24 protein-coding genes are annotated in these 26,267 nt (G+C 71.1%); 3 read left to right on the top strand and 21 right to left on the bottom strand.

The features are described from left to right. The first annotated feature begins 596 nt into the window (after positions 1–596). The gene (locus ACZ6TV_RS33135) at positions 597–995 is read left to right on the top strand and encodes a hypothetical protein (RefSeq protein ID WP_465301354.1); all 399 of its coding nucleotides are present in this window, start codon (positions 597–599) and stop codon (positions 993–995) included. Between the two features lie 76 nt (positions 996–1,071). Here ACZ6TV_RS33135 and ACZ6TV_RS33130 read toward each other — a convergent pair whose 3' ends face one another. The 9 genes from ACZ6TV_RS33130 to ruvC form a co-directional block, all read right to left on the bottom strand. After that, positions 1,072–1,200 (bottom strand): hypothetical protein, encoded by a 129-nt coding sequence (locus ACZ6TV_RS33130; protein ID WP_465301352.1) that lies wholly within the window; start codon positions 1,198–1,200, stop codon positions 1,072–1,074. Between the two features lie 325 nt (positions 1,201–1,525). Continuing rightward, positions 1,526–4,078, bottom strand: coding sequence for a RelA/SpoT family protein (locus ACZ6TV_RS33125; protein WP_465301350.1), 2,553 nt, complete (start codon positions 4,076–4,078; stop codon positions 1,526–1,528). A 145-nt stretch (positions 4,079–4,223) separates the two neighbouring features. Next, positions 4,224–4,751, bottom strand: coding sequence for an adenine phosphoribosyltransferase (locus tag ACZ6TV_RS33120; RefSeq protein WP_465301348.1), 528 nt, complete (start codon positions 4,749–4,751; stop codon positions 4,224–4,226). Between the two features lie 78 nt (positions 4,752–4,829). Beyond that, entirely contained in the window at positions 4,830–5,975 is a 1,146-nt protein-coding gene (gene secF / locus ACZ6TV_RS33115) for a protein translocase subunit SecF (RefSeq protein ID WP_465301346.1), read from the bottom strand. Positions 5,976–5,977: 2 nt separating this feature from the next. Then, entirely contained in the window at positions 5,978–7,831 is a 1,854-nt protein-coding gene (gene secD, locus ACZ6TV_RS33110; protein WP_465301344.1) for a protein translocase subunit SecD, read from the bottom strand. Positions 7,832–7,897: 66 nt separating this feature from the next. Beyond that, positions 7,898–8,284 carry a preprotein translocase subunit YajC gene (gene yajC, locus ACZ6TV_RS33105; RefSeq protein WP_465301342.1) on the bottom strand — a complete coding sequence of 129 codons (387 nt, stop codon included), beginning with the start codon at positions 8,282–8,284 and terminating at the stop codon, positions 7,898–7,900. A gap of 153 nt (positions 8,285–8,437) precedes the next feature. After that, entirely contained in the window at positions 8,438–9,505 is a 1,068-nt protein-coding gene (gene ruvB / locus ACZ6TV_RS33100) for a Holliday junction branch migration DNA helicase RuvB (RefSeq protein WP_465301340.1), read from the bottom strand. Continuing rightward, positions 9,502–10,110 (bottom strand): Holliday junction branch migration protein RuvA, encoded by a 609-nt coding sequence (gene ruvA / locus ACZ6TV_RS33095; protein ID WP_465301338.1) that lies wholly within the window; start codon positions 10,108–10,110, stop codon positions 9,502–9,504. Before ruvA ends, ruvB begins: the two co-directional genes overlap by 4 nt. Then, the gene (ruvC, locus tag ACZ6TV_RS33090; RefSeq protein ID WP_465301336.1) at positions 10,107–10,619 is read right to left on the bottom strand and encodes a crossover junction endodeoxyribonuclease RuvC; all 513 of its coding nucleotides are present in this window, start codon (positions 10,617–10,619) and stop codon (positions 10,107–10,109) included. The genes ruvA and ruvC overlap by 4 nt, the downstream gene beginning before the upstream one ends. 140 nt (positions 10,620–10,759) lie before the next feature. Here ruvC and ACZ6TV_RS33085 point away from each other — a divergent pair, with 140 nt between their 5' ends. Together ACZ6TV_RS33085 and ACZ6TV_RS33080 are read left to right on the top strand one after the other, a co-directional pair. Then, entirely contained in the window at positions 10,760–11,554 is a 795-nt protein-coding gene (locus tag ACZ6TV_RS33085) for a 3-hydroxybutyrate dehydrogenase (RefSeq protein WP_465301334.1), read from the top strand. Between the two features lie 18 nt (positions 11,555–11,572). Next, positions 11,573–13,465, top strand: a complete 1,893-nt coding sequence (locus ACZ6TV_RS33080; protein ID WP_465301571.1) for a helix-turn-helix domain-containing protein — start codon at positions 11,573–11,575, stop codon at positions 13,463–13,465. 702 nt (positions 13,466–14,167) lie between these two features. On the opposite strand, the gene ACZ6TV_RS33075 is transcribed toward ACZ6TV_RS33080, so the two are convergent. The 12 genes from ACZ6TV_RS33075 to ACZ6TV_RS33020 form a co-directional block, all read right to left on the bottom strand. After that, positions 14,168–14,785 (bottom strand): TetR/AcrR family transcriptional regulator, encoded by a 618-nt coding sequence (locus ACZ6TV_RS33075; protein WP_465301332.1) that lies wholly within the window; start codon positions 14,783–14,785, stop codon positions 14,168–14,170. 58 nt (positions 14,786–14,843) lie between these two features. Next, positions 14,844–16,430 carry a DHA2 family efflux MFS transporter permease subunit gene (locus ACZ6TV_RS33070; RefSeq protein WP_465301330.1) on the bottom strand — a complete coding sequence of 529 codons (1,587 nt, stop codon included), beginning with the start codon at positions 16,428–16,430 and terminating at the stop codon, positions 14,844–14,846. A 117-nt stretch (positions 16,431–16,547) separates the two neighbouring features. Continuing rightward, a complete protein-coding gene (locus ACZ6TV_RS33065; RefSeq protein ID WP_465301328.1) occupies positions 16,548–17,501 on the bottom strand; it encodes a branched-chain amino acid ABC transporter permease in 954 nt (317 codons plus the stop codon). Continuing rightward, positions 17,498–18,370 carry a branched-chain amino acid ABC transporter permease gene (locus ACZ6TV_RS33060; protein ID WP_465301326.1) on the bottom strand — a complete coding sequence of 291 codons (873 nt, stop codon included), beginning with the start codon at positions 18,368–18,370 and terminating at the stop codon, positions 17,498–17,500. Before ACZ6TV_RS33060 ends, ACZ6TV_RS33065 begins: the two co-directional genes overlap by 4 nt. A gap of 4 nt (positions 18,371–18,374) precedes the next feature. Next, positions 18,375–19,616: an ABC transporter substrate-binding protein gene (locus ACZ6TV_RS33055; protein WP_465301324.1), complete on the bottom strand. Its 1,242-nt coding sequence runs from the start codon at positions 19,614–19,616 to the stop codon at positions 18,375–18,377. Between the two features lie 10 nt (positions 19,617–19,626). After that, complete coding sequence (locus tag ACZ6TV_RS33050) at positions 19,627–20,319, bottom strand: ABC transporter ATP-binding protein (RefSeq protein WP_465301322.1); 693 nt, start codon at positions 20,317–20,319, stop codon at positions 19,627–19,629. Then, a complete protein-coding gene (locus tag ACZ6TV_RS33045) occupies positions 20,306–21,067 on the bottom strand; it encodes an ABC transporter ATP-binding protein (RefSeq protein WP_465301569.1) in 762 nt (253 codons plus the stop codon). Before ACZ6TV_RS33045 ends, ACZ6TV_RS33050 begins: the two co-directional genes overlap by 14 nt. A gap of 201 nt (positions 21,068–21,268) precedes the next feature. Further along, positions 21,269–22,360, bottom strand: a complete 1,092-nt coding sequence (locus ACZ6TV_RS33040; RefSeq protein WP_465301567.1) for a branched-chain amino acid ABC transporter permease — start codon at positions 22,358–22,360, stop codon at positions 21,269–21,271. Further along, positions 22,360–23,247 (bottom strand): branched-chain amino acid ABC transporter permease, encoded by an 888-nt coding sequence (locus tag ACZ6TV_RS33035; RefSeq protein WP_465301320.1) that lies wholly within the window; start codon positions 23,245–23,247, stop codon positions 22,360–22,362. The genes ACZ6TV_RS33040 and ACZ6TV_RS33035 overlap by 1 nt, the downstream gene beginning before the upstream one ends. Further along, positions 23,244–23,966, bottom strand: a complete 723-nt coding sequence (locus ACZ6TV_RS33030; protein ID WP_465301318.1) for an ABC transporter ATP-binding protein — start codon at positions 23,964–23,966, stop codon at positions 23,244–23,246. The genes ACZ6TV_RS33035 and ACZ6TV_RS33030 overlap by 4 nt, the downstream gene beginning before the upstream one ends. A 247-nt stretch (positions 23,967–24,213) precedes the next feature. Further along, positions 24,214–24,957, bottom strand: a complete 744-nt coding sequence (locus ACZ6TV_RS33025; protein ID WP_344503651.1) for an ABC transporter ATP-binding protein — start codon at positions 24,955–24,957, stop codon at positions 24,214–24,216. 60 nt (positions 24,958–25,017) lie between these two features. Next, the gene (locus tag ACZ6TV_RS33020; RefSeq protein WP_465301564.1) at positions 25,018–26,226 is read right to left on the bottom strand and encodes a substrate-binding domain-containing protein; all 1,209 of its coding nucleotides are present in this window, start codon (positions 26,224–26,226) and stop codon (positions 25,018–25,020) included. Positions 26,227–26,267 lie beyond the last annotated feature (41 nt).

Genomic DNA, 26,267 nt, shown 5'->3' with positions numbered 1-26,267 from the left:
ACCCCAAAAAGGTAGGGAGAAATCCCCCCCCCCAGAAACCCCCCCCCCCCCCCCCCCCCCCAACCCAAGCGGAGCACGCCCCCCCCCCCCCGCCCCCCCCCCCCCCCTTCTCTTTTGCTCGTTGCCCCGCAGCCAACCCTGGGCGCCTCGCAGGACGCACCACGCAGGGCCGATCGTGCCGGTGCTTCACCGCCTGGGCAGCGATTGCGCGGCCACCTGGTGGACCACTGACGCACGGGGCTCCCGGGCACGGACGGCAGCCCGTTGCTACCAGGTGGATCGCTGTCGTCCAGGCGGAACTCGCGATTCCGCAGCGCTCAGGCGAGAACCCCGGCACAAGCCCGCACGCCGCAGCGCCCAGGCGGAACCCCGCGCAGGTCCGCAGCAGCACCCACGAGCCCGCGGCACCCAGGCCGAACCCGCGAACCTGCAGCACCCGGCAGAACCTCGGTGCAAGCCACACAACCTCGCAGCGCTAGGCGAACCTCGCCGCAAGCCCACAGCGCCCGCGCGCGTGGGCGCTCACGTAATTGATCTGGGGTCGGCTCACGGTATTGGTCCGCCCTGGCCGGTCGCTGGCGGGGCATGATTGCGGGGTGCTGGTCGAGGTTGAGAGGGTCCGCAGGTTCGCGTGGAGCCCTTTCCCCGTGGTTCAGGTCCAGACCTCTGTGGGTCGGACCGCGGTGCCGTGGTGCGGCGCGCCGGATGCCGCCCTTGGGCGCCACCATGTCGAGTGGACGGTCAACACCGAGATCAGTTGGGGTCTGAACGCGAAACCCGCAGATGAGCCGGGACCGGCGATCCTGGCGGGTGGACATTGCGTCATCCTGCGCGGGCGTCTGCGGTTGACCCCCGATGGTGCTGGCGTGCTGGATCTGGACGGGTCGATGATCTTGCTGGATTTCGATGAGCGTCCGCCGGCGGAGGCCGACGCCAGCTGGGTGCAGATCCACGTCCCTCACAAGGATGTCGAGTTGCATCCGTTCGAGCTCTAGATCAGGACGGTGGTTCTCCGCGCCGGCGGGGGCTGGGCCGGTCGGCTTCGGGCGCCCATTCGTCGATGTCGCCGGGTCAGACGGCGACGCGGCCCTGGTCGTCCCAGAAGCCGGTTTCGATGTTGCCGGTGAACAGAGCGGCGTTGCGGGCGGCGCGTTCTCCGGGGTCGGGGATGGCGGGGGCGCCGGTGATGTGCGCGGTCATGTCGCGACCTCTCCGGGCCGTGGGTGGACCCGCGGGCCGTGGCCGAGGGCGCCGATCGAGCCTGGAATCCCGGCTTCCGGGATCAGGCGGTCCCCCGAACCTGCGGGCAATCAGGCGGACCCCGCAAACCCACAGCACCCGGGCAGAACCCCCGCACAAGCCACCCGACCCCGCGGCACCCAGGCGGACCCCACGAGCCCGCGGCACTCAGGCAGGCCCTGGGAGCCCGTGGCGCTCAGGTGGAACCCGCGGAGCCTGCAGCACCCGGCGGCGCCCGTGGAGCCACGAGTGGGCCGCGCAGGGCCTCCCCGGCGGGAGAGGGTGGTCAGGCGCCTGACGTGACGCGGTAGGCGTCGTAGACGCCGTCGATGCGGCGGACCGCGGCCAGGAGATGGTTGAGGTGCTTCGGGTCGGCCATCTCGAAGCTGAACCTGCTGATCGCCACCCTGTCGCGGGTCGTCGTCACGGTGGCGGACAGGATGTTGACGCGCTCCTCGGAGAGGACCCGGGTGACGTCGGCGAGGAGCTTGTGGCGGTCCAGGGCCTCGACCTGGATGGCGACGAGGAACGTGGAGGCGCTGGTGGGCTTCCAGTTGACCTCGAGGACCCGCTCGGGCTGCTCCTTCAGGTCCGCCGCGTTGGCGCAGTCGTCGCGGTGGACGCTGACACCGCCGGAGCGGGTGACGAAGCCGAAGACGGCGTCGCCGGGGACCGGGGTGCAGCAGCGGGCGAGCTTGATCCAGACGTCGTCGACGCCGAGGACCTCGACGCCGGGGTCGGAGGCGGCGGTGCGGGTGCGGGCCGGGCGGGTCGGGGTGGCGGTCTCGGCGATGTCCTCGACGGCGCCCTCCTCGCCCCCGTAGCCGGCGACGAGGCGCTGGACGATCGACTGGGCCGAGGCCTGGCCGTCGCCGACGGCGGCATACAGGGCCGCGACGTCGGCGAGGTGCAGCTCGCGGGCGATCGTCAGGAGCGACTCGGAGGTCAGGAGGCGCTGCAGGGGCAGGCCCTGCTTGCGCATGGCCTTGACGATCGCCTCCTTGCCGGCCTCGATCGCCTCCTCGCGGCGCTCCTTGTTGAAATACTGCCGGATCTTGGTGCGGGCCCGGGGGCTCTTGACGAAGCCGAGCCAGTCCTGCGTGGGGCCGGCGGTCTCCGACTTCGACGTGAAGATCTCGATGACGTCGCCGTTGGACAGCGTGCTCTCGAGCGGGACGAGCTTGCCGTTGACCCGGGCGCCGATGCACTTGTGGCCGACCTCGGTGTGCACGGCGTAGGCGAAGTCGACCGGGGTCGAGCCGGTGGTCAGCGCGATCACGTCGCCCTTGGGCGTGAAGACGTAGACCTCCTGGCTGGAGAGGTCGAAGCGCAGCGCGTCGAGGAACTCCGACGGGTCGCTCGCCTCCCGCTGCCAGTCCAGCAGCTGCCGCAGCCACGTCATCTCGTCGATGTGGGCGGGCGGGCCGGCGATCGTGGCGTTCTTCGACTCCTTGTAGCGCCAGTGCGCGGCGATGCCGTATTCAGCGGTGCGGTGCATCGCGTAGCTGCGGATCTGCAGCTCGACGGGCTTGCCGGTGGGGCCGATCACGGTGGTGTGCAGCGACTGGTACATGTTGAACTTCGGCATCGCGATGTAGTCCTTGAACCGGCCCGGGACGGGCTGCCAGTTCGCGTGGATGACACCGAGTGCCGCATAGCAGTCGCGGACCGTGTCGACGAGGATGCGCACGCCGACGAGGTCGTAGATGTCGCCGAAGTCGCGGCCCCGGACGATCATCTTCTGGTAGACGGAGTAGAGGTGCTTCGGCCGGCCGGTGACCTCCGACTTGATCTTCGCCGACTTGAGGTCGGTGGCGACCTTCTGGGTCACGGTGCGCAGCAGCGAGTCGCGCTGCGGGGTGTGCTCGGCGATGAGCCGGCTGATCTCGTCGAACCGCTTCGGGAACAGCGTGCGGAACGCGAGGTCCTCCAGCTCCCACTTGATCGTGTTCATACCGAGGCGGTGCGCGAGCGGCGCCAGGATCTCCAGGGTCTCCTTGGCCTTCTGCTCCTGCTTGGCGCGGGGCAGGAAGGTCAGGGTGCGCATGTTGTGCAGCCGGTCGGCGAGCTTGATGACCAGGACGCGGGGGTCCTTGGCCATGGCGACGACCATCTTGCGGATGGTCTCGGCCTTGGCCGCGTCGCCGAGCTTGACCTTGTCGAGCTTGGTGACACCGTCGACGAGGAGCGTGACCTCGCCGCCGAAGTCGACCTGGATGCGCTCGATGGTGTATTCGGTGTCCTCGATCGTGTCGTGCAGCAGCGCCGCGACCAGGGTCGTGGTGTCCATGCCCAGGTCGGCGAGGATCGTGGCGACCGCGAGGGGATGCGTGATGTACGGATCGCCGGACTTGCGGTATTGCCCCTTGTGGAAGTGCTCGGCCATGTCATACGCGCGCTGGAGCAGCCGGACGTCGGCCTTCGGGTGGCTGGCCTTGTGCTGCGCGATGAGCGGCTCGAGGACCTCGCTGACCGACGGGCTCTGCCACGGCGCGTTGAACCTGGCCAGGCGCGCCCGGACCCGCCGGCCGGTCGGCGCGGCGCCGACCAGGCCCAGGGCGGTGCCGGCCATCGAGTTGGCCGCCTCGGTCAGGTCCTCGGTGTCCTCGCCGAGGTCGTCCACCGGCTTGCGCACGGGGGTGGCGGGAGCGGGCCCGGTGTAGCCGGGGTCGGTGGACCGGCGGTTGTGCGCCACCCCACCGCCGCCGTTGCCACCGTCGGGGGTCGGGAACTGCAGCACTACACCGCCGGCCTCGGCCGTCTCAGGTTCGGTGCCCTGCGGTGCTTGTTGCTGGTCGTCCTGCACGTGGACCGCCTCCGGTGTCGACGCAGCGCCCATCCGCTTGACCGTACCCCCCTTCGGGGATGCGATGTCGCCGGTCACCGGCCACTCCTCACCGCCGTCAACGTATGAACCGCAAGCGTACCCGCCCCCACCGACATTCCCAGGCTCCAAAAGGTCGGAACAACCGCCGGAAGCTGGGTCAGGAGACGGTCAGCAGGGCATGAACCGGGCGTGGCGCGACCTTGGACCGCCCGTCGAGGAAGGCCAGCTCCAGCAGGACGCTGAAGCCGCTGACCCGCCCGCCCGCGCGTTCGACGAGTCCGAGGGCGGCCGCGGCGGTACCGCCGGTCGCCAGCACGTCGTCGACGACGAGGACCCGCTCACCGGCGGCGAAGGCGTCTTCGTGCACCTCCAGGGCGGCCTCGCCGTACTCCAGGGCGTAGCTGGCCGAGACGACCGCGCGGGGCAGCTTGCCGGCCTTGCGCACCGGGACGACGCCCTTGCCGGTGGCGTACGCGACGGCGGCGGCGATCACGAAGCCCCGGGCCTCGATCCCGGCGACCACGTCGAAGCTGTCCGCGCCGTGCTCGGCGATGATCGCGTCGACGACGGCGGCGAACGCCGGTCCGTCGGAGAACAGCGGCATCAGGTCCTTGAACAGGATGCCGGGCTTGGGAAAGTCGGGCACGTCGACGGTCTTGCTCGCGACCAGCTCCGAGATCTCCACCGAACTACCTCCAGGCGAAATGCGGCACGGGCGCCGCTGCGAAGCGACGCCCGTGCCTGTGAACGGATTTGGTGAACCTCAGCGCCGGCCGGAGCCGGGCCGGCCGCCCGCCCGGGGGCGCTTCGGCTGTCCGGGACGGTTGGTGGGACGGGCACCCGGGCGGGGCGCCGCGCCGGCCATCTCGGAGCGCTCCCCCGACCGGCCGATCTCCACGCCGTCGCTGTCGACGACGGGTGCCTGGGTGGCCTGCTTGGACAGGGCCACGCGGCGGTTCGCCACGCGGGCCTCGTGCGCCTGCAGCCGCGGCTCGCGGACCTTGAGCTCCGCCAGGACGGGCGTGGCGAAGAAGATCGACGAGTAGACCGCGACGCCCATACCGATGAAGAGCACCAGGCCGAGGTCCTTCAGCGTGCCGGCGCCGAGGAGGCCGGCACCGATGAAGAGCAGACCGCCGACGGGCAGCAGCGCGACCAGACCGGTGTTGATGGAGCGCATCAGGGTCTGGTTGACCGCCAGGTTGGCGGCCTCGCTGTAGGTGCTGTTGTTGTTGCCCGTGATGCCCCGGGTGTTCTCCTGCACCTTGTCGAACACGACGACGACGTCGTACAGCGCGAAACCGAGGATCGTGAGGAAGCCGATGACGGTCGAGGGGGTGACCTCGAAGCCGACGAGCGAGTACACGCCGCCGGTGAGCACGAGGTCGAGCAGCAGCGACGCGATCGCCGCCACCGCCATCCGCCACTCGAAGCGGAACACCAGGTAGGCCGTCACCAGCGCCAGGAAGATCACCAGGCTCAGCAGGGCCTTGTTGGTGACCTGGCCGCCCCAGGAGGTGCTGACGGCGCTGTCGCTGATCTGGGCCGGGTCGATGTTGAAGGTGTCGGCCACCTTCTCCTTGATCTCGGTCTGCCGGGCGGTGTCGGTGATCAGCTCGGTCTTGATGACGTACTGCTTGTCACCGACCGTCTGGCCCGTCTTGACCTCGACACCGGCGTCGCCGAACGCCTGCTCGACCGAGTCGAGCGAGCCGACGCTCACCGGCACGTTGTACTGGTTGCCGCCCTCGAACTCGATGCCGAGCGTGAAGCCCTTGAACACCATGCTGCCGATCGCGATCAGCAGGGCGATCCCGGCGACGGTGAACCAGAGCCGCCGGCGACCGACGACGTTGACGTTGGCTTCACCACGGTAGAGCCGGGCTGCGATGCCACCTTTGCCGCTCATCGTCAGACCTCCTTCGGGCGGTTACGACGGGGGGCGGAGGACGCCACACCGGTGCTCGGACGCTGCTGGTCGGCGACGATCCGGCCGAGGCCGGAGACCCGCGGCGACAAGAACGCCTTGCTGCGCGCGAACATCGTCATGATCGGATGGCGGAACAGGAACACGACGACGAGGTCGAGGATGGTCGCGACGCCCAGGGCGAACGCGAAGCCCTTGACCGAGCCGATGGAGAAGAAGTACAGCACCGCGGCGGCGAGCAGGGTGATCGCGTTGGCGGAGATGATCGTGCGGCGGGCCCGGACCCAGGCGCGCGGCACGGCGCTGCGCGGGCTGCGGCCTTCCCGGATCTCGTCCTTGAGCCGTTCGAAGTAGATGACGAACGAGTCGGCGGCGACGCCCAGTGACACGATGAAGCCGGCGAACCCGGCGAGCGTCAGGGTGAAGCCCATCGTGCGGCCGAGGATGATCAGGGCCATGTAGACCATCGCGCCGGACAGCACGAGGCTGAGCGTGATGACCAGGCCGAGCAGCCGGTAGTAGAAGAACGAGTAGAGCACGACCAGCAGCAGGCCGATGCCGGCGGCGAGGACGCCCGCCTCCAGGTGCGAGCTGCCCAGGGTGGCGGAGATGCTCTGCGCGTCCTGCGGGACGAACGACAGCGGGAGCGCACCGTACTGCAGCTGGTTGGCCAGCAGCTCGGTGTCACTCTTGGTGAACTGGCCCGTGATCCGCGCGTCGCCGGGGATGACGCTCTCGATGACCGGCGCGGAGACGACCGTGTTGTCCAGCACGACGGCGACCTGCTTGCTGTCGGTGCCGTTGTTGTACGCCTCGCGGGTCAGGTCGGTCCACTTGTCCTGGCCGCCGCTCTTGAAGGAGATCGTGACGATCCACTTGCCGTTGGTCGAGTCGATCGACGAGTCGGCCTTGGAGACGTCGGTGCCGAGCACCTTGGCGACGTCGAGGTTGTACTTGACGCCGGGCTGGCAGGCGACGGCGGGCTGGTCTTCCTTGCGGATCGAGCCGACCGGGCGCTTGTCGAGCTTGTCGCACGTGACGAACGGGATGTTGAACTGCATCGCCGTCGGCAGGACCGCGACCTCTTCGGGGGTCAGCGTCTTGAACGGCGCGTAGAGCTGGGCCTTGGCCGGGTCGGCCGACAGGTCGACCGGTCCGGTCTCGGCCGTGGCGGCGGCCCAGACGCTGTCGCCGAGCTTCTTCTGCACCGCGGCGCGCTGCTGCGCGACGTCGGCGGCGACCGCCGGGGCGGAGGACGACGCGGACGGCGCGGCCGAGGCCGGGGCGGAGGACGCGGGCGCCGACGCGGACGCCGGGGCGGACGCCGACGTGGACGGCTTCGCGCTGCTCGAGGCCGACGCGGGGGCCGACGCGGACGCCGACGGCGACGCGGGCGCGGACTCCGAGGCGGACGCGGACGCCGACGGGGTCGTGTCGCCGATGTCCTGGGTCTGCCCGAGCACCGTGCGGAAGCGCAGCTCGGCGGTCTGGCCGATCTGCTTCAGCCGGTCGTCGCTCTTGCCGGGCAGGGAGACGACGATGTTGGTGTCACCCTCGATGACCACCTCGGCTTCGGAGACACCGAGACCGTTGACGCGGTTGTCGATGATGTCCTTGGCCGTCTCCATCTGCTCTTTCGTGGGCGGCTTGCCGGTGTCGGTCTTCGCCTGCAGCGTGACCGTGGTCCCGCCGATGAGGTCGAGGCCGAGGTTAGGCTCAAGCCGGTCGCGCCAGCCGCCGTCACCGCCGAACCACACCCAGATGGCGAGCAGAACGAAGATGGTGCCGAGCACACCGAGCTGACGGCCCGGGTGCATCGGTGCCTGAGGTTGTGCCACGGCTGTCGGGTCTCCCTGCACTAACGCCGGCGGGGTGCGCGGCGTGCTTGTTCGTGGTGGCGGCGGTCAGTCGATGGACTTGGGCTGGTTGGCAGGCGTGGTCCCGGGCGCCGGCGCCTCGTCCGTCTCGGTGGCCTCGTCCTCGACGGCGTCGTCGCTGACGGCCTTCTGGTTCACCTTGCCGATCGCGGCCTTGGCGTATCTGGCGGTGACGCCAGGCGCGATCTCCAGCAGAACACTCTCGTCGTCGATCTCACGGATCGTGCCATACAGGCCACCAACCGTGATGATCTCGTCGCCGATACCCATCGTGGACTGCATGTTCTGGACTTCCCGGCGGCGCTTCTGCTGCGGGCGGATCATCATGAAGTAGATCAGGACGAAGACCCCGACGATCAGCAGCAGACTGGAGAGCCCACCGCCCCCTGAACCCTGCGCCTCGGCGTGCAGCACGATCTTGGCCTTCCGGTCGGCTCGGAACCCAGTTGCCTGGGCGGCCCGAGCGAAGTATGAAGTCCGCGCGGCGGACCGCGGCGAGTCTAGTCGGTGTGTCGGAAGACACGCAGACCGGCGTCTATCACGGTCCGATCACGACAGCTTGGGACGCTACGGCTCCAAGCTGAAAAGATCGGGCATTTGCGGTGATATTCCCCCTGCGTGGGTCCCGCCACCGACGGTACCAGCGGGGACTGGGAGACCGAGATGGCGCCAGGCACTCGGCGTGGCCACCCGCCCACGCGGAGTGCGGGCGAGCAGACCCGTCCGCAGCAGGAAAGGTTCACAGACCTCTTCGACGGTGTCGGGTTGCTCACCCACGGCGACGGCGAGGGTCGACAGCCCGACCGGTCCCCCGCCCTGCCGGATCAGCGCGTGCAGCACCGCCCGGTCCAGCCGGTCCAGACCCAGCTCGTCGACGTCGTAGACGGCGAGGGCGGCCTTCGCGGCGGCCAGGTCGACCACGCCGGTGCCGCGCACCTCGGCGTAGTCGCGGACGCGGCGCAGCAGCCGGTTGGCGATACGCGGGGTACCGCGGGAGCGCCGCCCGATCTCGACGGAGCCCTCGTCGGTGATCGGCACGTCCAGGATCCGCGCGGACCGGGCGATGATCAGCTCCAGCTCGTCCGGGTCGTAGAACTCCAGCTGGCCGACGAACCCGAAGCGGTCCCGCATCGGGCCGGTGAGCAGACCGCTGCGGGTCGTCGCGCCGACCAGCGTGAAGGGCTCCACGTCGATCGGGATCGCGGTCGCCCCCGGGCCCTTGCCGACCACGACGTCGACGCGGAAGTCCTCCATGGCGCTGTACAGCAGCTCCTCGGCGGGCTTCGCGATGCGGTGGATCTCGTCGATGAACAGCACGTCGCCGCGCGACAGGCTGGTCAGCACCGCGGCGAGGTCACCGGCGCGCTCGATCGCCGGGCCGCTGGTCATCCGCAGGCCGGCGGACAGCTCCGCGGCGACGATCATGGCCATGGTCGTCTTGCCCAGCCCCGGCGGGCCGGACAGCAGGATGTGGTCCGGCGGGCTGCCGCGCCGCAGGGCGCTCTGCAGCAGCAGGTCGAGCTGCTCCCGGACCCGGTGCTGGCCGATCAGCTCGGCGAGCCGCTTCGGCCGGACGCTCTGCTCGGCGGCCCGGTCGTCCTCGCCCGCATAGGCACTGACGAGTGGGTCGGTCACCGGATGGTGCCCAGCATGCGGATGGCCTGCTTCAGCAGCACCGGCACCGGCGGCACCGTGCCGCCGTCGAGCTGCTCGGCGACGGCGGCGACGGCCTGGTCCGCCTGCCCGGCGGTCCAGCCGAGACCGGTGAGCGCCTGCCGGACCTGCTCGGCCCACACCGCCCCGGCGCCGACCCCGACGAGCGCCGCGCCGTCGCCGGGCAGCGCGCCGATCTTGTCGCGCAGCTCCAGGACCAGCCGCTCCGCGCCCTTCTTGCCGATGCCCGGCACCCGGGTCAGCGTCGAGGTGTCGTTGCCGGCGATCGCCCGGCGCACGACGTCGGGGGTGTGCACGGCGAGGACCGCCTGGGCCAGCCGCGGCCCGACCCCGGACGCGGTCTGCAGCAGCTCGAACAGCTGCTTGGCCTCGTCGTCGGCGAAGCCGTACAGGGTCAGCGAGTCCTCGCGCACGACCAGCGACGTGGCCAGCCGCGCCTCCTGCCCGACCCGCAGCTCCGCGATGGTGTGCGGCGAGCACTGCACGGCGAGGCCGACCCCGCCCACCTCGATCACGGCCCCGTCCGGCGACACGGCGGCGACCCGCCCCCGCACACTCGCGATCATCGTGCTCTCCTCAGCGCCGCCTGGATGCGGTCCCTGGTGCCGCCCCTCCAGACATGACAGATTGCCAGAGCCAGGGCGTCGGCGGCATCGGCGGGCCGGGGCGCGACGCTGAGCCGCAGCAGCCGGGTGACCATCGCCGTCACCTGTGCCTTGTCGGCGGAGCCGTTGCCGCTCACGGCGGCCTTCACCTCGCTCGGCGTGTAGGTCTGCACCGGCAGGCCGGCCCGCGCGGCGACCAGGATCGCGACGGCGCCCGCCTGGGCGGTGCCCATGACGGTGCGGACGTTGTGCTGGCTGAAGACCCGCTCCACGGCGACCGACTCGGGACGGTGCTCGGCGACCAGGGCGGTCAGCCGCTCGTCGAGGTTGAGCAGCCGGTGCGCCAGGTCCGTGTCCGGGTCGCTGGTGACGACCTCGTAGTGCACGAGCTTGCACGGCCTGCCGGGCACGCCCTCGACCACGCCGACCCCGCAACGGGTCAGCCCCGGGTCGACCCCCAGCACGCGCACCGCAACCCCCTCATACGTGTGTTCGACACAGTAGCCGACGCCCCATCCGTACCGGCGGCGCGACACACACACCGAGTGCGGCGAAGGTATGTGGGCGGCCCCCATGGGACCCACGCGCGAAGGCTCGTACGTTTCCCGCCATGACGACGCCACATCCCGTCCCGCCGCACCAGGTGGTCTCCCTGGACCTGCGTGGCCGGACCGCACTGGTGACGGGCGCGGGCAGCGGCATCGGCCGCGGCGTCGCCGTCCGCCTGGCCGCCGCCGGGGCGAAGGTGGTCGCCGTCGACCGTGACGCGGCGTCGCTCGAGCTCCTCGCCGACGAGCCTGGCCTGGTCCCGGTGGTCGCCGACCTCGCCGACCTCACCGCCGCGGAACGGCTGCTCGACGGCCACTGGGACGCCGACATCCTGGTCAACAACGCCGGGCTGCAGCACGTCGCGCCGCTGGAGGACTTCCCGCCGGAGCGGTTCGCCTACATCCAGACCGTGATGGTCGAGGCGCCGTTCCGGCTCACCCGGCGCGTCCTGCCGCACATGTACGCGAACGGCTGGGGCCGCGTCGTCAACATCTCCTCCGTGCACGGCCTGCGCTCGTCGCCGTTCAAGTCGGCGTACGTGACGGCGAAACACGCGCTCGAAGGCCTCTCCAAGACCGTCGCCCTGGAAGGCGCGCCGCACGGCGTCACGAGCAACTGCATCAACCCGGCGTACGTGCGCACCCCCCTCGTCGAGGGCCAGATCGCCGCGCAGGCGGCCACCCACGGCATCGACGAGACCGAGGTCGTCGAGAAGATCATGCTCACCAGCGCGGCCATCAAGCGGCTGATCGAGCCCTCCGAGGTCGCCGAGCTCGTCGCGTACCTGTGCAGCGACGCGGCCGGGTTCATCACCGGCGCGTCGGTCGCGATCGACGGCGGCTGGACCGCGCACTAGCACAATGGGGGTGTGACGATGCTGGAGTACCTGGAGCTGCTCGCGCGGGAGGCCGCCGCCGTCGAGTTCGAGGGCCCGCTCGTCGCCGCCCGCAACGCCGGCCTGCCACCGGACCGCCTCGCCGAGCTGGAGCAGGCGAAGGTCGTCGCCCTGCGCGTCCGCGCCCTGCTGGAGCGCCGGCGGCGCCGCGAGGAGGAGCTGTCCGGCCTCTTCGACACCGCCAGCGACCTCGCCGGCCTCCGCGACGTCGACGCCGTCCTCGCCGCGATCGTGCACCGCGCCCGCACACTGCTCGGCGCCGACGTGGCGTACATGACGCTCAACGACGAACAGCACGGCGACACCTACATGCGGGTCACCGACGGCTCGATCTCCGCCAAGTTCCAGGCCCTGCGGCTGCCGATGGGCGCCGGGCTCGGCGGGCTCGTCGCGCAGACCGGCAGCCCGTACGTGACGGCCAACTACCCCGAGGACGCCCGCTTCCGGCACACCGGCGACATCGACGCCGGCGTCGGCGAGGAGGGCCTCGTCGCGATCCTCGGGGTGCCGCTGCGGCTCGGCTCGCGCATCATCGGCGTCCTGTACGCCGCCAACCGCTCCGCCCGCCCGTTCGCCCGCGAAGAGGTGTCGCTGCTCGTCTCGCTCGCCGCGAACGCCGCCGTCGCCATCGACACCGCGCGGCTGCTCGGCGAGACCCAGGCGGCCCTGGAGGAGCTCTCCGCCGCCAACGGCATGGTCCGCGCCCACAGCGACTCCGTCGAGCGCGCCGCCGCCGCCCACGACCGCATGACGGCCCTCGTCCTGCGCGGCGCCGGCGTCGAGGACATCGCCGAGGTCGTCACCGAGGTCCTCGGCGGCGACCTGCTGGTCCTGGACGCCGACGGCCGGCAGCAGGCCAGCGTCGGCGTCCTGGACGCACCCGACGCCAGCGCCTTCGCCGAGGCGCTCGCCGCCTCCCGTACCGAAGGCCGCAGCGTCCGGCGGGGACCGCTCTGGCTCGCCGCGGTCGTGGCGGGCGCGGAGAACCTCGGCGCGCTGGTGCTGCGACCCGACCGGCCCCTCGTCGACGCCGACCAGCGGATCCTGGAGCGGGCCGCGGTGGTCACGGCGCTGCTGCAGCTCTTCCGGCGCACCGTCGCCGAGGCCGAGAGCCGGGTCCGCGGCGAGCTCCTCGACGACGTCATCACCCGCCCCGTCCGCGACGCCGACTCCCTGCGCACCCGCGCGAAACGCCTCGGCGTCGACCTGGACGCCCCCAGCGTCGTCGTGGCCGTCGGCGAGGACGCGATCGCCGGCGGCTCGGCCCGCCAGCGCGCGGTGTCCTGGGCCCAGACGTACGCCCAGACCCGCGGCGGCCTGGCCGCGGCGCGCGACGGTCACGTGGTCCTGCTCCTGCCCGGCGACGCGGCCGGCCCCCTGGCCCGGGTCGTCGCCCGCGACCTCGGCAAGCTCCTCGGCCGTCCGGTCACCGCCGGCGCCGGCGGCCCCGCGACCGGTCCCGCCGGCATCGCCGCGGCGTACCGGGACGCGGACCGGTGCGTCATCGCCCTCGCCGCGCTCGGGCGGGGCGGGGCCGGGGCGAGCACGGCCGAGCTGGGCTTCGTGGGGCTCCTGCTGGGCTCCGCGCCCGACGGCCGGGACCGGGACGTGGACGCGTTCCTCGGCTCGACGATCGGCCCTGTCGTGGACTACGACGTGCGGCGCGGGACGGCGCTGGTCAAGACGCTGGAGGCGTACTTCGGGGTGGGCGGCAGCCTGGCCAGGGCCGCGGAACTGCTGCACGTCCACGTGAACACGGTGACGCAACGGCTGGAACGCATCGGCCAGCTGCTGGGCGCGGACTGGCAGAAACCGGAACGCGCCCTGGAGGTCCAGCTGGCCCTCCGCCTGCACCGCCTCCGCACCAACTGACTGGCTGTTACCCGCTGTGTCGCCTTCGGCGATAGGCTCGCCGCCCCACGCTGCGCGCGGGTCCCGCCGGGGGATTCTCACCCCGGACCCCCAATGCGCCGCTCCGCGACGCACAGCCGCGCGGCGCGCTGGCTGGGATCCGCTCACGCGGCATCCCGGTGGCCGCCCTCCCCATGATCCGGAAGACTTTGTGCGGCCAGAGGTGCACGAGGTCTACCGGATCACCGCGACGCAACCCGCAATCCCACGCCCATGTTGATGGCCGGGGCCGCCGGAGCTCAGGGTCGCGGGGCAGGACTTGCCTCCCTCATGATCCGGAAGACCTTGTGCGGCCAGAGGTGCACGAGGTCTTCCAAATCACCGCGGCGTGGCCACGATCCAGTCCCGTCTGAGCAGTCGGGGTGGCCGGAGCCGCTCGGGATCGTGGGTGCGCCCGCCTACACCATGATCCGGAAGAGTTTTTGTCGCTATGGCAGCGAAAACTCTTCCGGATCATGGGTGGCGCGACGCCGGTCGGGCGGATGGGGCATAACCGAAATGTCGGATATGTCGGGGAGCGAAGCGAGCCGACATATCCGGGGACCGCCGTACTACCGAGATCGCCGTACTACCGAGATCGACGCACTACGGGGATCGAGCGCGACGGGGACCGGCGTTCGGCGGGGCCGGCCCCGGCCGGGGAGAGCAGGCGTTGGTGGGGTGTCAGGCGCGGGCGCCGCGGAGGACGGCGTCGACCAGGTGTTCGGCGAAGCCCTCGTCGGGCACCGCCGGGTTCCACCGCAGCATGTTCTGCGCGATCGCCGGGCCCGACAGCATGAGCAGCGTCAGCTCCACGTCGAGGTCGGCGCGCAGCTCGCCGCTCTCCACCCCGCGCAGCAGGACGCCGCGCATCACGTTGCGGCGGGGTTCGACGACGCCGGCCTGATACACCTTGTGCATCTCCTCGCCCTTGACGAGCTCGGGCAGCAGGCACGCGGTGACCTTGCCGTAGTGGTGCATGCGTTTGGTGCGCATGCCGGCGATCAGGGCGACCAGGTCGTCGCGGACCGAGATGCCCGCGGGCTCCGGGACGGGGCCCTTCATCGTGGTGACGGCGTCGATGAGGAGGGCTTCCTTGTTGGGCCAGCGGCGGTAGATCGTCGCCTTGCCCACGCCCGCCTTCGCCGCGACCGCCTCGATCGAGAGGGCGTCGGCGCTCTGGCCGCCGCTGAGCAGCTCCAGGACCGCCTCGATGATCGCTTCGTCCGCGCGGGCGCTGCGGGGCCGGCCGGGACCCTTGCGGTCCTGGTCGGCCACCACATCCACGCTCGCCGTCGTCATGGCTTCCATTGTTCCCGAGATCCCACCCGGAAGCCACTGCCGGCTCGTCCGCAGGTCATCACACGTCTACCAGCTCGACACCCTGCTCCTCGGCGAGGCTCTCCGCGGTGCTGGGCGCGGGAGCGGTCGCCGGGCGCTTGCCGGGCAGCCAGGTGAAGGCGACGGCGGCACCGAGGACCGCGAAGATCGCGGAGCCGATCGCCGAGTAGTGCATCGCGGTGATGAAGGCGTCGTTGGCGTGCTGGATCAGCGCCTGCCCGGCGGGCCCGGCGTTCGCCGCGACACCGTACGCACCGGAGATGGACTCGTCGGCGACGGCCTTCGCGGCGGCCGGCAGGCCGGTCGTGGAGGACTCGACGCCGCTGCGGTAGTAGGAGCTGATGACCGCGCCGAGGGCGGCCACACCGAGGGCGCCGCCGACCTGGCGGATGGTGTTGCTGACGGCCGATCCGACGCCGGCCTTCTCCCGGGGCAGCGCGGCCATGATGGCCTCGGTGGCCGGCGGCATCACGTTGGCCATGCCGGTGCCCATGACGAAGAACAGCGCGCCGACGACCCAGATCGGCGTCTCGGCACCGATGAAGATCCAGCCGGTGAGGCCGAGCGCGACCAGGAGCAGACCGACGGTGCTGACGGCCTTGGGGCCGAAGCGCTTGACCATGGCGGCGCTGCGCGGGGCGAAGACGAGCTGGCCGAGCGCGAACGGCACGAACAGCGCGCCGGAGGCGAGGGGGCCGTAGCCGCGGACCAGCTGCAGGTAGAAGGCGCTGGTGAACATGGCGCCCATCGCGGCGAAGAAGACCAGGCCGATCATCGCGGTGGAGGCCGAGAACTGGCGGTTGGCGAAGAGCTTCACGTCCAGCGACGGGAACTCGATGCGCCGCTCGTAGATCACGAACGCGGCGAGGACGACGACCGACGCGAGCAGCGTGCCCCACGAGGTGATCGCGCCGAAGCCGGACTCGCCGCCTTCGATCACGCCGTACGTGAGCAGGGTCAGACCGATGATGGACAGCACGACACCGACGAAGTCGATACGGCCCGGGCGCGGGTCCTTCGACTCGGGGATGAGGACGCTGACGAGGATGACGCCGGCGACGACGATCGGGACGTTGATCAGGAAGACCGAGCCCCACCAGAAGTGCTCCAGGAGCAGGCCGCCGACGATCGGGCCGATCGCGACGCCGAGGCCGACGGCGCCGGCCCACACGCCGATCGCCTTGGCCCGCTCCCGCGGGTCGAAGACGTTGGCGATGATCGAGAGCGTGGACGGCATGACCGCCGCGGCGCCGAGGCCCATGAGGGCGCGGGCCCAGATCAGCTGGGCCGGCGAGTCCGCGTAGGCGGAGACCAGCGAGGCGATGCCGAAGAGCACGAGACCGACGGTCAGCGTGATCCGCCGGCCGAGGCGGTCGGCGAGGATGCCGGCGGTGAAGAGCAGGCCGGCGAAGACCAGGGTGTAGGAGTTGATCGACCACTCCAGCTCGCTCTGGGTCGCGCCCAGGCCGTGCACGGGGTCGGCGATCGTGCGCATGGCGACGTTGAGGACGGTGTTGTCCAGCACGACGACGAGCAGGCTGATGACGAGCACGCCGAGAATTGCCCAGCGTCGAGGATGTCCGGTGTTGGATGCGGTGGCGTCCATGAAACAAGGCCCCCAGTGAAGCGAACGCGATACGATACGGAACAGTTCCGTATCCTCAACCAAGCTAGAGCAAGGCGAAGCGATACGGAACCGTCTCGTATCAGAATGTGCCCGCGATCACAGCCGCTTGAGCAGCGCCACCACCGACCCCCACAGGCCGCGCCGGAAGAGCAGCACCACCAGGACGAAGATGCCGCCGGTGACCAGGCCGATCAGCGTGAAGCCGGCCTGCGACAGCTGGTCCTCCAGGTTGACGACGAGGGCCGCGCCGACCACCCCGCCCCACAGCGTGCCGATCCCGCCGAGCACGACGAGGACCACGCCCTTGCCGGACGTCGTCCAGTGCACGACGTCCAGGGACACGAAGCCGTGCGCGACGGCGAAGAGCCCGCCGCCGAGCCCCGCGACGAACGCCGACAGGACGAAGGCGAGCAGTTTGTACCGGTGTGCCGGATACCCCAGCGCCCGGGCCCGCGCCGGGTTGTCCCGGATCGCCACGAGCACCCGGCCGAAGGGCGAGTGCACGATCCGCCAGGCCAGGAGCATCCCGAGCGCCGCGAGGGGCAGCGCGGCGTAGTAGAAGTAGTACGGGTCGGACAGGTCCAGCCCGAACAGCTCCCGCGGCACGCTCTGCAGCCCGTTCTCGCCGCCGGTCACCGACGACCACTCGTTGGCCACGAAGTACACCATCTGCGCGAAGGCCAGGGTCACCATCGCGAAGTAGATCCCGGACCGCTTCACGGCGAGGTAGCCGATCGGCACCGCGAGGGCGGCCGCGGCGAGGGCGCCGCCGAGCACCGCGACCGGGAAGGGCACGCCGGCCCGCGCCGCGATGAGCCCGGCGGTGTACGCCGAGGTGCCCCAGAAGGCGGCGTGCCCGAAGGAGAGCAGCCCGCCGTACCCGAGCAGCAGGTCGATGGCGACGGCGAACAGCGCCCAGCAGAGCATGTCGACGGCGACCGCCGGGTAGAGCCCGTTGGGCAGCCAGAGCGCCACGACCGCACCGACGGCAACCAGCAGCCAGCCCACCCATTGCGGGGTGCGCACCCGTTGCAGGATCAACGAGGTCATGTGGGTTGTTCCTCCCGCCCGAAGAGCCCGGCCGGCCGGAAGAGCAGCACCAGGGCCATGACCAGGAAGATGAGCGTCTGCGCCAGCAGCGCCGGGCCGTAGGCCTCGCTCCACGCCTGCAGCAGCCCGATGCCGAAGCCGGCGGCGACGCTGCCGAAGACCGAGCCGAGCCCGCCGATGACGACGACCGCGAAGACGCCGATGATGAGGTCGGCGCCCATGAGCGGGTTCACCGCCCGCATCGGCGCCGCCAGGACCCCGGCGAGCGCGGCGAGGGCGACCCCGAAGCCGAACACGGGTGCGATCCACCGCCCGACGTCGATGCCGAGGGCCCGGGTGAGCTCCGGCCGTTCGGTCGCGGCCCGCACGACGGTGCCGACCCGGGTGCGGGTCAGCAGCCACCACACGGCGACGCACAGCAGCACGGCGACGCCGAAGACGAACACCCGGTACGCCGGGAAGTCGAACAGCCCGAGGTCGACGGTGCCGCGCAGCCCGGCCGGGGCGTCGTAGGGGTTGGACTGCGAGCCGTACCGCGACTTCACCACGTCCTGCAGCATCAGCGTCAGCCCGAAGGTGAGCAGGAAGTTGTACAGCGGGTCCAATGTGGACAGCCGGCGGATCAGGCCCCGCTCGAGCAGGATCCCGAGGAGCCCGGCGACGAGCGGCACCGCGAGCAGCGCCCACCAGAACGAGACGCCGGCCTCGGCGAGCAGCACGTAGGCGCCGAACGCGCCGAGCATGTAGAACGCGCCGTGGGCGAAGTTCACCACCCGCAGCATGCCGAAGATCACGGCCAGGCCGAGGGCGAGCAACGCGTAGAAGCTGCCCCCGACCAGTCCGTTGAAGGTGTGGGTGAGGAAACCCATCGGACTAGAGCTTGCAGTCGGCCGACGGGGCGCGGAACGCCTCCTGGGCGGGGATCGTCTTCACGATCTGCTCGTAGTCCCAGGGCTCCTTGACCTCGCTGCCGGGCTTGACCTTGGCCAGGTAGGCGTCGTGCAGCACCCGGTGGTCGGCGGCGCGGAACTCGCCGTTGCGGAGGAAGAAGTCGTTGACCTTCTTGCCTTCCAGCTGCTTTACCACGGCGTCGGCGTCGTCGGTACCGGCGGCCTGCACCGCCTCCAGGTACTGCAGCGCCGCGGAGTAGTTCGCGGCGTGCGCGAAGGTGGGCCGCTGCCCGCCTGCCTTGGCGGCGAACTTGTCGGCCCAGGCGCGGTTCTCGGCGTCGAAGTTCCAGTACCACGCCTCGGTGAACGTCGTGCCGGCCAGGGCGTCCGGGGTCAGCGAGTGGATGTCGGTGAGGAACATGAGCCCGACGGCGAGCCCGACGCCCTTGTCCCGCAGCTTGAACTCGTTGTACTGCTTCACCAGGTTCACCAGGTCCGCGCCGGCCTGCATGGTGCCCAGCACGTCCGGCTTCGGGTTCAGGGTCGGCGCCTTGAGCAGGAACGTGGAGAAGTTGTCGTTCGGGAACGGGGTCGGGTCGCTGGCCACGACGCTGCCGCCGCCCTTGGCGATGGCGGCCTTGAAGGACTTCTCCATGTCCTGGCCGAAGGCGTAGTCGGGGTAGACGATGTACCAGTTCTTCGCGCCCGCCTGGGTCGCCGCGGTGCCGGTGCCGTTGGCGAGCATCGCGGTGTCGTAGGCGTAGTGGAACGTGTACTTGTTGCAGGACTTGCCGGTCAGGTCGGTGGTGGCGCCGGAGATGTTGAAGTAGAGCTTCTTCTGCGCCTTCGCGACGTCGGCGACCTTCAGCGCGGCCGAGGACGTGGGCACGTCGAGGATGGCGTCGACGCCGAGCCGGTCGTACATCTCCGCGGCGCGGGTGTTCGCCACGTCGGGCTTGTTCTGGTGGTCGGCGGTCTCCACCGAGATGTTCTTCGTGATCGCCTTGTCGCCGTACTTGGCCTTGAAGTCCTCGATCGCCATGTTCACGGCCACGACGGAGTTCTTGCCCGACAGCTGCGCGTAGACGCCGGACTGGTCGTTGAGGACGCCGAGCACCAGCTTGTCGCCGGTGAGCTTCGAGTCGCCGCCGCCGCGGGGACCACCGCCGCCGCAGCCTGACAGGGCGACGCAGAGCGCGGCACCGGCCGCGAGAGTCTTTTTCACGAAATATCCCCTAGATCCCGAGGTGTGCGAGGAGTTCGGCCTCGCGGGAGTGGATGTCGGTGTTGTCGAAGGTGCCGACGATCCGCCCCTCGGCGAGGAGGTAGTGGCGGTCGGCGACCGTGGTGGCGAAGTGCAGATTCTGCTCGACGAGCAGGACCGTGACGCCGTGCTCCTTGGCCCGCCGCAGGATCTCGCCGACCTGCTGGACCAGCAGCGGCGAGAGGCCCTCGGTGGGCTCGTCGCAGAGCAGCACGGTGGCGCCCATCCGCAGCACCCGGGCGAGGGCGAGCATCTGCTGCTCGCCGCCGGAGAGCTTGGTGGCGGGGCTGGAGCGGCGGGTGTACAGCGCCGGGAACGCCTCGTGGACCTGGTCCAGGCTCCACGGGGCGGGACCGACGACGGGCGGGAGCGTGAGGTGTTCGGCGACGGTGAGGGTGGCGTAGGCGCCGCGGTCGTCGGGCACCCAGCCGAGGCCGCGGCGGGCCCGCTGGTGGACCTTGCGGCGGGTGAGGTCGTCGCCGTCGAGCCGGACGACTCCGGACTGCGCCGCGTGCAGCCCCATGACGCAGCGCAGCAGGGTGGTCTTGCCGGCGCCGTTGCGCCCGCAGAGCGTGACCACCTCGCCCCGCTCGATGTCCAGGTCGACGTCGCGCAGCACCTGCGCTTCGCCGTACCACGCGGAAAGGCCCTCAATGTGCAGCATCGGAGCTCCCGAGATAGGCCTCGATGACCCGCGGATCGGCGCGGACCTCCTCATAAGGGCCCTCGACCAGCACGCGACCGGCCTGCAGGACCGTGACGGTGTCGGCGAGCCGGCCGACGACGCGCATGTTGTGCTCGACCAGGACCACCGTGCGGCCGTCCCGGACGGCGGCGATGAGCTCGACGGTGCGGTCGACGTCCTCCAGGCCCATGCCGGCGGTGGGCTCGTCCAGCAGGAGCACCTTCGGGTCGAGCGCGAGGGCGATCGCCAGCTCCAGGGCGCGTTTCCGCCCGTACGCGAGGCTGCCGGCGAGGGTCTCCCCCGCGTCGCCTAGGCCGACGAGGTCGAGCAGCTCCCCGGCGCGGGCCGAGAAGCGGTCCAGGAGCCGGTGGCTGCGCCAGAACGACCAGCCGAGGCTGGTGGCGCTCTGCAGCGCGAGCTCCACGTGGGTGCGCGCGGTCTGCTGCGGGAACAGGCTGGTGATCTGGAACGACCGGGCGACGCCGAGCCGGGCGACCCGCTCCGGCGGCAGTCCGGTGATGTCGGCGCCGCCGAGCTCGATCCGCCCGGCGGTCGGCGCGAGGAACCCCGTGAGCAGGTTGAACAGTGTCGTCTTGCCGGCGCCGTTGGGGCCGACGAGCGCGTGCACGCTGCCGGCCGCGACGGTCAGGTCGACCGTGTCGACGGCCCGGAACCCGCGGAAGTCACGGGTCAGACCGCGCGCGGTCAGGGCCGCGGGACCGTCCAAGGGTTTATCCAACGGGGACACACCTCCTCCAGGCGGGTGACGCGTTGCGGCGAACGCTATGACCGGCGCCACACCCAGGCCCATGGAGGCGATCCATACATTTACCGGCATGCCCGTGTGCCCCGTCACCACACAAAAATGACGCCGGTCGATTCGAAGAAGATCGAATCGACCGGCGTCCGGAAGGGCAGGTGGATCCCGTTATCGGCGGTCGGGGATCCACCTGGCGAGTGGGCCCAGACGGGTCCGCAGTCCGGCGAGGCCGCCGGGGAAGAAGTACACGGCGAGGATGAACACGGTCCCCAGCACGAACAGCGGCTGGGACAGCGGACCGCTCAGCACACCCGGCAGGCCGTCGACGGCGTCGGACCGGCCGAACGCGACGAGGCGGTAGTCGAGGTACGTGAAGAGCATCCCGCCGATGAGCGGGCCCCAGCGGGTGCCGGGGCCGCCGAGGACCACCATGACCAGCAGCGTCAGCGTCTGGTCGGACACCGCCACGTGCGGGGTGGCGCCGCCGATCAGCAGCGCGTACATGGCGCCGGCCATCCCGGCGAGGCCGCCCGCGACGGTGAACGCGAACAGCTTGTACCGGTAGGGGTCCAGGCCGAGGACCCCGACGCGGCGTTCGTCGTCGCGGATCGCGGCGAGGACCCGTCCGGCGGGCGCGTCGGCGATGGCGTGCACGACCAGGACGGTGATGACGGCGACGCCGACCGCGAGCCAGTACAGGTTGACCGTGTTGGTGACGCCGACGAGCGCGTCCGGTACCCCGGACGTGTCCATCGGCAGGCCCTCCTCGCCGCCGGTGAGGCTGCCCGGGTCGCGGCCGATCGTGATCGCGCCGACCTGGGCGAAGGCGAGCGTGACCATGGCGAACGCGATGCCGTTGGTGCGCAACGCGATCGCGCCGAGCGCCGCGGCGACGGCGGCGGTGCCGACGATCGCCAGCAGCACCGCCTGCCACAGCGGCAGGCCGGCCTTGGTGACCAGGACGTCGGTGCCGTAGACGCCGCCGGCGAAGTACAGCGCGTGCCCGAAGGACAGCAGGCCGGTGCGGCCGAACAGCAGGTCGTAGCCGGTGGCGAGGGCGCCGAACACCAGGCAGAGCGCGAGCAGCTGCAGGGTGCCGGGCTTGTTGATCGCCGCGTCGAAGACCCCCGGGATGGAGATCGACCAGTACGGCAGCGCGATGAGCACGACGAGGAAGACCAGCGGTCCGAAGCGGGCCGGATGCCACTTGCGCCGGGGCGGCGCCCCGGCGCTGCCGGGGGTCACCGCGGTGTCCGTCATCATGAGGTGGCGACCTTTCCGGTGATGCCCTGCGGGCGGACGAGCAGCACGATCGCCAGGAGCGCGACGACGCAGATGTCGCCGAGGCCCGGCGAGGTGTAGTTGACGAACTGCTGGAGCAGCCCGACGGCGACCGCCGCGTAGGCGGCGCCGACCACGGAGCCCATGCCACCGATGACGACGACGATGAAGCCGAAGATGAGCAGCGAGCTGCCGCCGGTCGGGGAGATCGACCCGGCGTAGACCCCGCCGAGCGCCCCGGCGAGCGCGGCGGCGGCGCCACCGATCGCGAAGACGAGCGTGAAGGCCCGCCGTACGTCGATGCCGAGCGCGGTGACCATCGACCGGTCCTCGACGCCGGCCCGGATGACCAGGCCGATGCGGGTGTACTTGAGGAACGCCAGCAGCCCGCCGAGCACGAGCACGGCCGCGCCGATGAGCAGGAAGCGGTCGTTGGGGACCCGCGCACCGGCGATCTCGGTCAGCTCCTGCGTCCACTGCGGCCGCGGGTAGGTGCGCGGGTCGGCGCCCCACGACGCCTGCAGCAGCGCCACGCCCGCGAGGGACAACCCGACGGTGACGAGGACCTGCTCGATGGTGCGCGAGTACAGCGGCCGGATGAGCACCAGCTCGACGAGCGCGGCGACGGCGGTGCCGCACACCACGCCGAAGATCACGGCGAGGACGAACCCGAACCCGGACGGCCCGGCGCCGGGCAGGTTCCCGGAGGCCCACCAGGTGCCGTACGCGCCGACGGACAGGAACAGCCCGTGCGCGAAGTTCAGCACGTCGGCGAGGCCGAAGACCAGCGCCAGACCCGACGCGACGAGGAAGTAGAGCGCCGCGAGCCCCAGCCCGGTGAGGGTCAGCAGCACGAATGTGCTCATGCGTGGTCTCCCTTGCCGACGCCGAGCAGCGCCTTGGTCTTCTCCGTGTAGTCGAGCAGGTCGCTGGCGCCGCCGGTGTACGCGACGCGCCCGTTGGCGATGACGACGGCGTGCCGGGCCATCCGCCGCACGACGGCGAGGTTCTGCTCGACGAGCAGCATCGGCACGACCGCGGCGACGGCTTCGAGGGCGGCGGCGACCTCGGTGACGATCTTCGGGGCGAGGCCCTTCGTCGGCTCGTCGATGAGCAGCAGCCGGTTGGGGTTGAGCAGGACCCGGCCGATCGCCAGCATCTGCTGCTGGCCGCCGGACAGGGTGCCGGCCCGCTGCCGGGCCCGCTTGCGCAGCTCGGGGAAGAGGCCGTGCACGGTGTCGTAGTCGGGGGTGACGCCGGCCCGCTCGGCGAGCCGGAGGTTCTCCGCGACGGTGAGCCCGGCGAAGACCCCGCGGTCCTCGGGCACGTAGCCGAGGCCGTCGCGGATCAGCCGGAACGTCGGCTGCCGCAGGATGCTGCCGCCGGAGTAGGCGACCCGGCCGGTGATCTCCGCGGCGCGGGGCATCAGGCCGAGGACGGCCTTGAGCGTGGTGGTCTTGCCGACGCCGTTGCGGCCGAGCAGCGCGGTGACGCCCTGCGGCTGCACGGAGAACGTGACGCCCTGCAGGATGTGCGAACCGCCCACCTTGACCGACAGATCGGCGATATCGAGAATGGCGGTCACGGTGCCACCTTCCCGGCCGTGCCCGCTGCGCGAACATAACCGAAATTTCGGTTGTGGCGGGGAGCGAAGCGAGTCGACATGACCGCGTTCAGAGGATGCCCCACAGCACCGGACATGCCTGCCGTCCCGGACATGTCCGCTGCGCGAACATGTCCGACATTTCGGTTATGTCGGGGAGCGAAGCGAGCCGACACAACCGCGCTCAGGGCAGCGGAGCGAGCCGACATGACCGAACTCAGAGGATGTCTCACAGCTTCTCCCCCAGGTATGCCTCCTGGACGGTCCGGTCGGCCATGACGACCTCCGGGGTGTCGCAGATGAGCAGCGCGCCGTGGTGCATGACCGCGACCCGGTCCGCCAGGTCGAGGACGACGTCCATGTGGTGCTCCACCATGAGCACGCTGCGCCGCTCGTCGCGGGTCAGCGTCTTGATCAGGGCGACCAGGCCGGGGACGTCCTCGGCGCTGACGCCGGCCATCGGCTCGTCGAGCAGCAGGACCTTCGGCTCGCCGGCGAGCAGCAGCGCGATCTCCAGCTTCCGCTTCTCACCGTGGGCGAGGGTGCCGGCCATGGTGCGGGCGCGGTGGTCGAGCCCGACCCGCCACAGCACCCGGGCGGCCCGCTCGGCGATGTCCTTGTCGGAGCCCGGCAGCGGGAAGGGCCGGATCGACCCGCCGCGGCGGGCCTGGACGGCGAGCCGCACGTTCTGCTCGACGGTGAGCGAACCGAACACCGACGAGGACTGGAAGGTGCGGCCGAGGCCCCGGCGGGCCCGGCGGTGCGGCGCGAGCCGCGTGACGTCCTGCCCGGCGAGCGTGACCGAGCCGTCCGTCGGCTTGCGCAGCCCGGAGATCAGGTTGAACAGCGACGTCTTGCCGGCGCCGTTGGGGCCGATGACGGCGAGGAACTCGCCCTCGGCCAGGTCGATCGACACGTGGTCGACGATCGCGACCTCGCCGATCTTCCAGGTCAGCCGCCTGGTGGACAGCAGGCCGGTGGCCGGGGCGTCAACCACCCCGGCCGCCGGTGCGTTACTTCGGGGGAACAAACCTCAGCCCTTCATCTGCACGACCGGCGGGGTCGCGTCGGCCGGGTCGATCGCCTTGACGAGCTCCGGCTTCAGGTCGGCGCCGGAACCGGAGAACTTGCCCTGGAACATCGGCTGCAGCAGGGCGTGGTCCTCCTTGCGGACGGTCAGCTTGCCCTTGACGCCGTCGAAGCTCCAGCCCTCCAGGGCGGTGACCATCTTGTCGGCGTCGTCGCCACCCTCACCGGCGGCCCGCACGACCATCTGCGCGGCGGTGAAGCCGTCCGGGTGGAACAGGTCGAGCTTGCCGCCCTCGACACCCTTGCGCAGCGCGGCGGTGGCCTCGTTGTCGCTGGCGCCGTCGAAGTAGTGGGCGAGCAGCGCCAGCTTGTTGCCGGCCGCGCCGAACGTCGCCCACGAGGCGCGCTGGTCGATGCCGGTGACGACCATGGTCGAGCCGAGCACGCCCTGCTGGTCGAGGGCCTGCCACATGGCGGGGGCGGTGGTGCCGGCCCACGCCACGAAGATCATGTCGGCCTTGGCGCCCTTGGCCTGCGCGGCGAAGCCGGTGAACTCGGTCGCGCTGGCCGGCACGAACAGGTTGTCGACCGTGGCGCCGGCGCCGCCGATGACGGCCTTGACCGCGTCGGCGTTGGACTTGCCGAAGGTGCCCTCCTGCGCGAACACGAGGACCTTCTTGCCCGTGGGCGACGGCAGGTAGGACTTGGCCGCGAGGACGTCCTGGTAGGACTGGCGGCCGGAGCGGAAGGTGTACTTGTTGACGCCGGTGACCGCGTCGGACGCGGCCGGGCCGGAGATGAACAGCACCTTGTTCTGCGCGGCGAGCGGCGCGACCTGCCCGGCGACCGCCGAGCCCGTGCTGCCCGCGATGATCTTGTAGCCCTGGCCGATGAGGTCCTTGGCCGCGGAGACGGCCTTCGCCGGGTCACCGGCGTCGTCGACCTCCTTGACCTCGACCGGGCGGTTGCCGACCTTGCCGGTGCCCTTGGTCGCGAAGGCGAGGCCGGCCTTCCAGCCCTCGATGTACTGCTTGCCGTAGCCGGCGAGCGCGCCCGTCTGGGAGTACACCAGGCCGACCTTGATCGGGGTGCCGTCCTTGGCCGGCTCCTGCGCCGCTTCCTGGGGGCTGCTGCACGCCGCCGTGAACGTCGCCGCGATGCCCAACCCGAGCGCCGCGAACAGTACCCGCCGCGGCGCAGTCGTCTGCCGAATCACGCTTCCTCCGTGTGAACGCCTTGTTAAGGCCAGCGCCT

This window comes from Dactylosporangium sp. NPDC051087, assembly GCF_055586325.1.
This window is presented reverse-complemented; position numbering and strand designations above follow the sequence as displayed.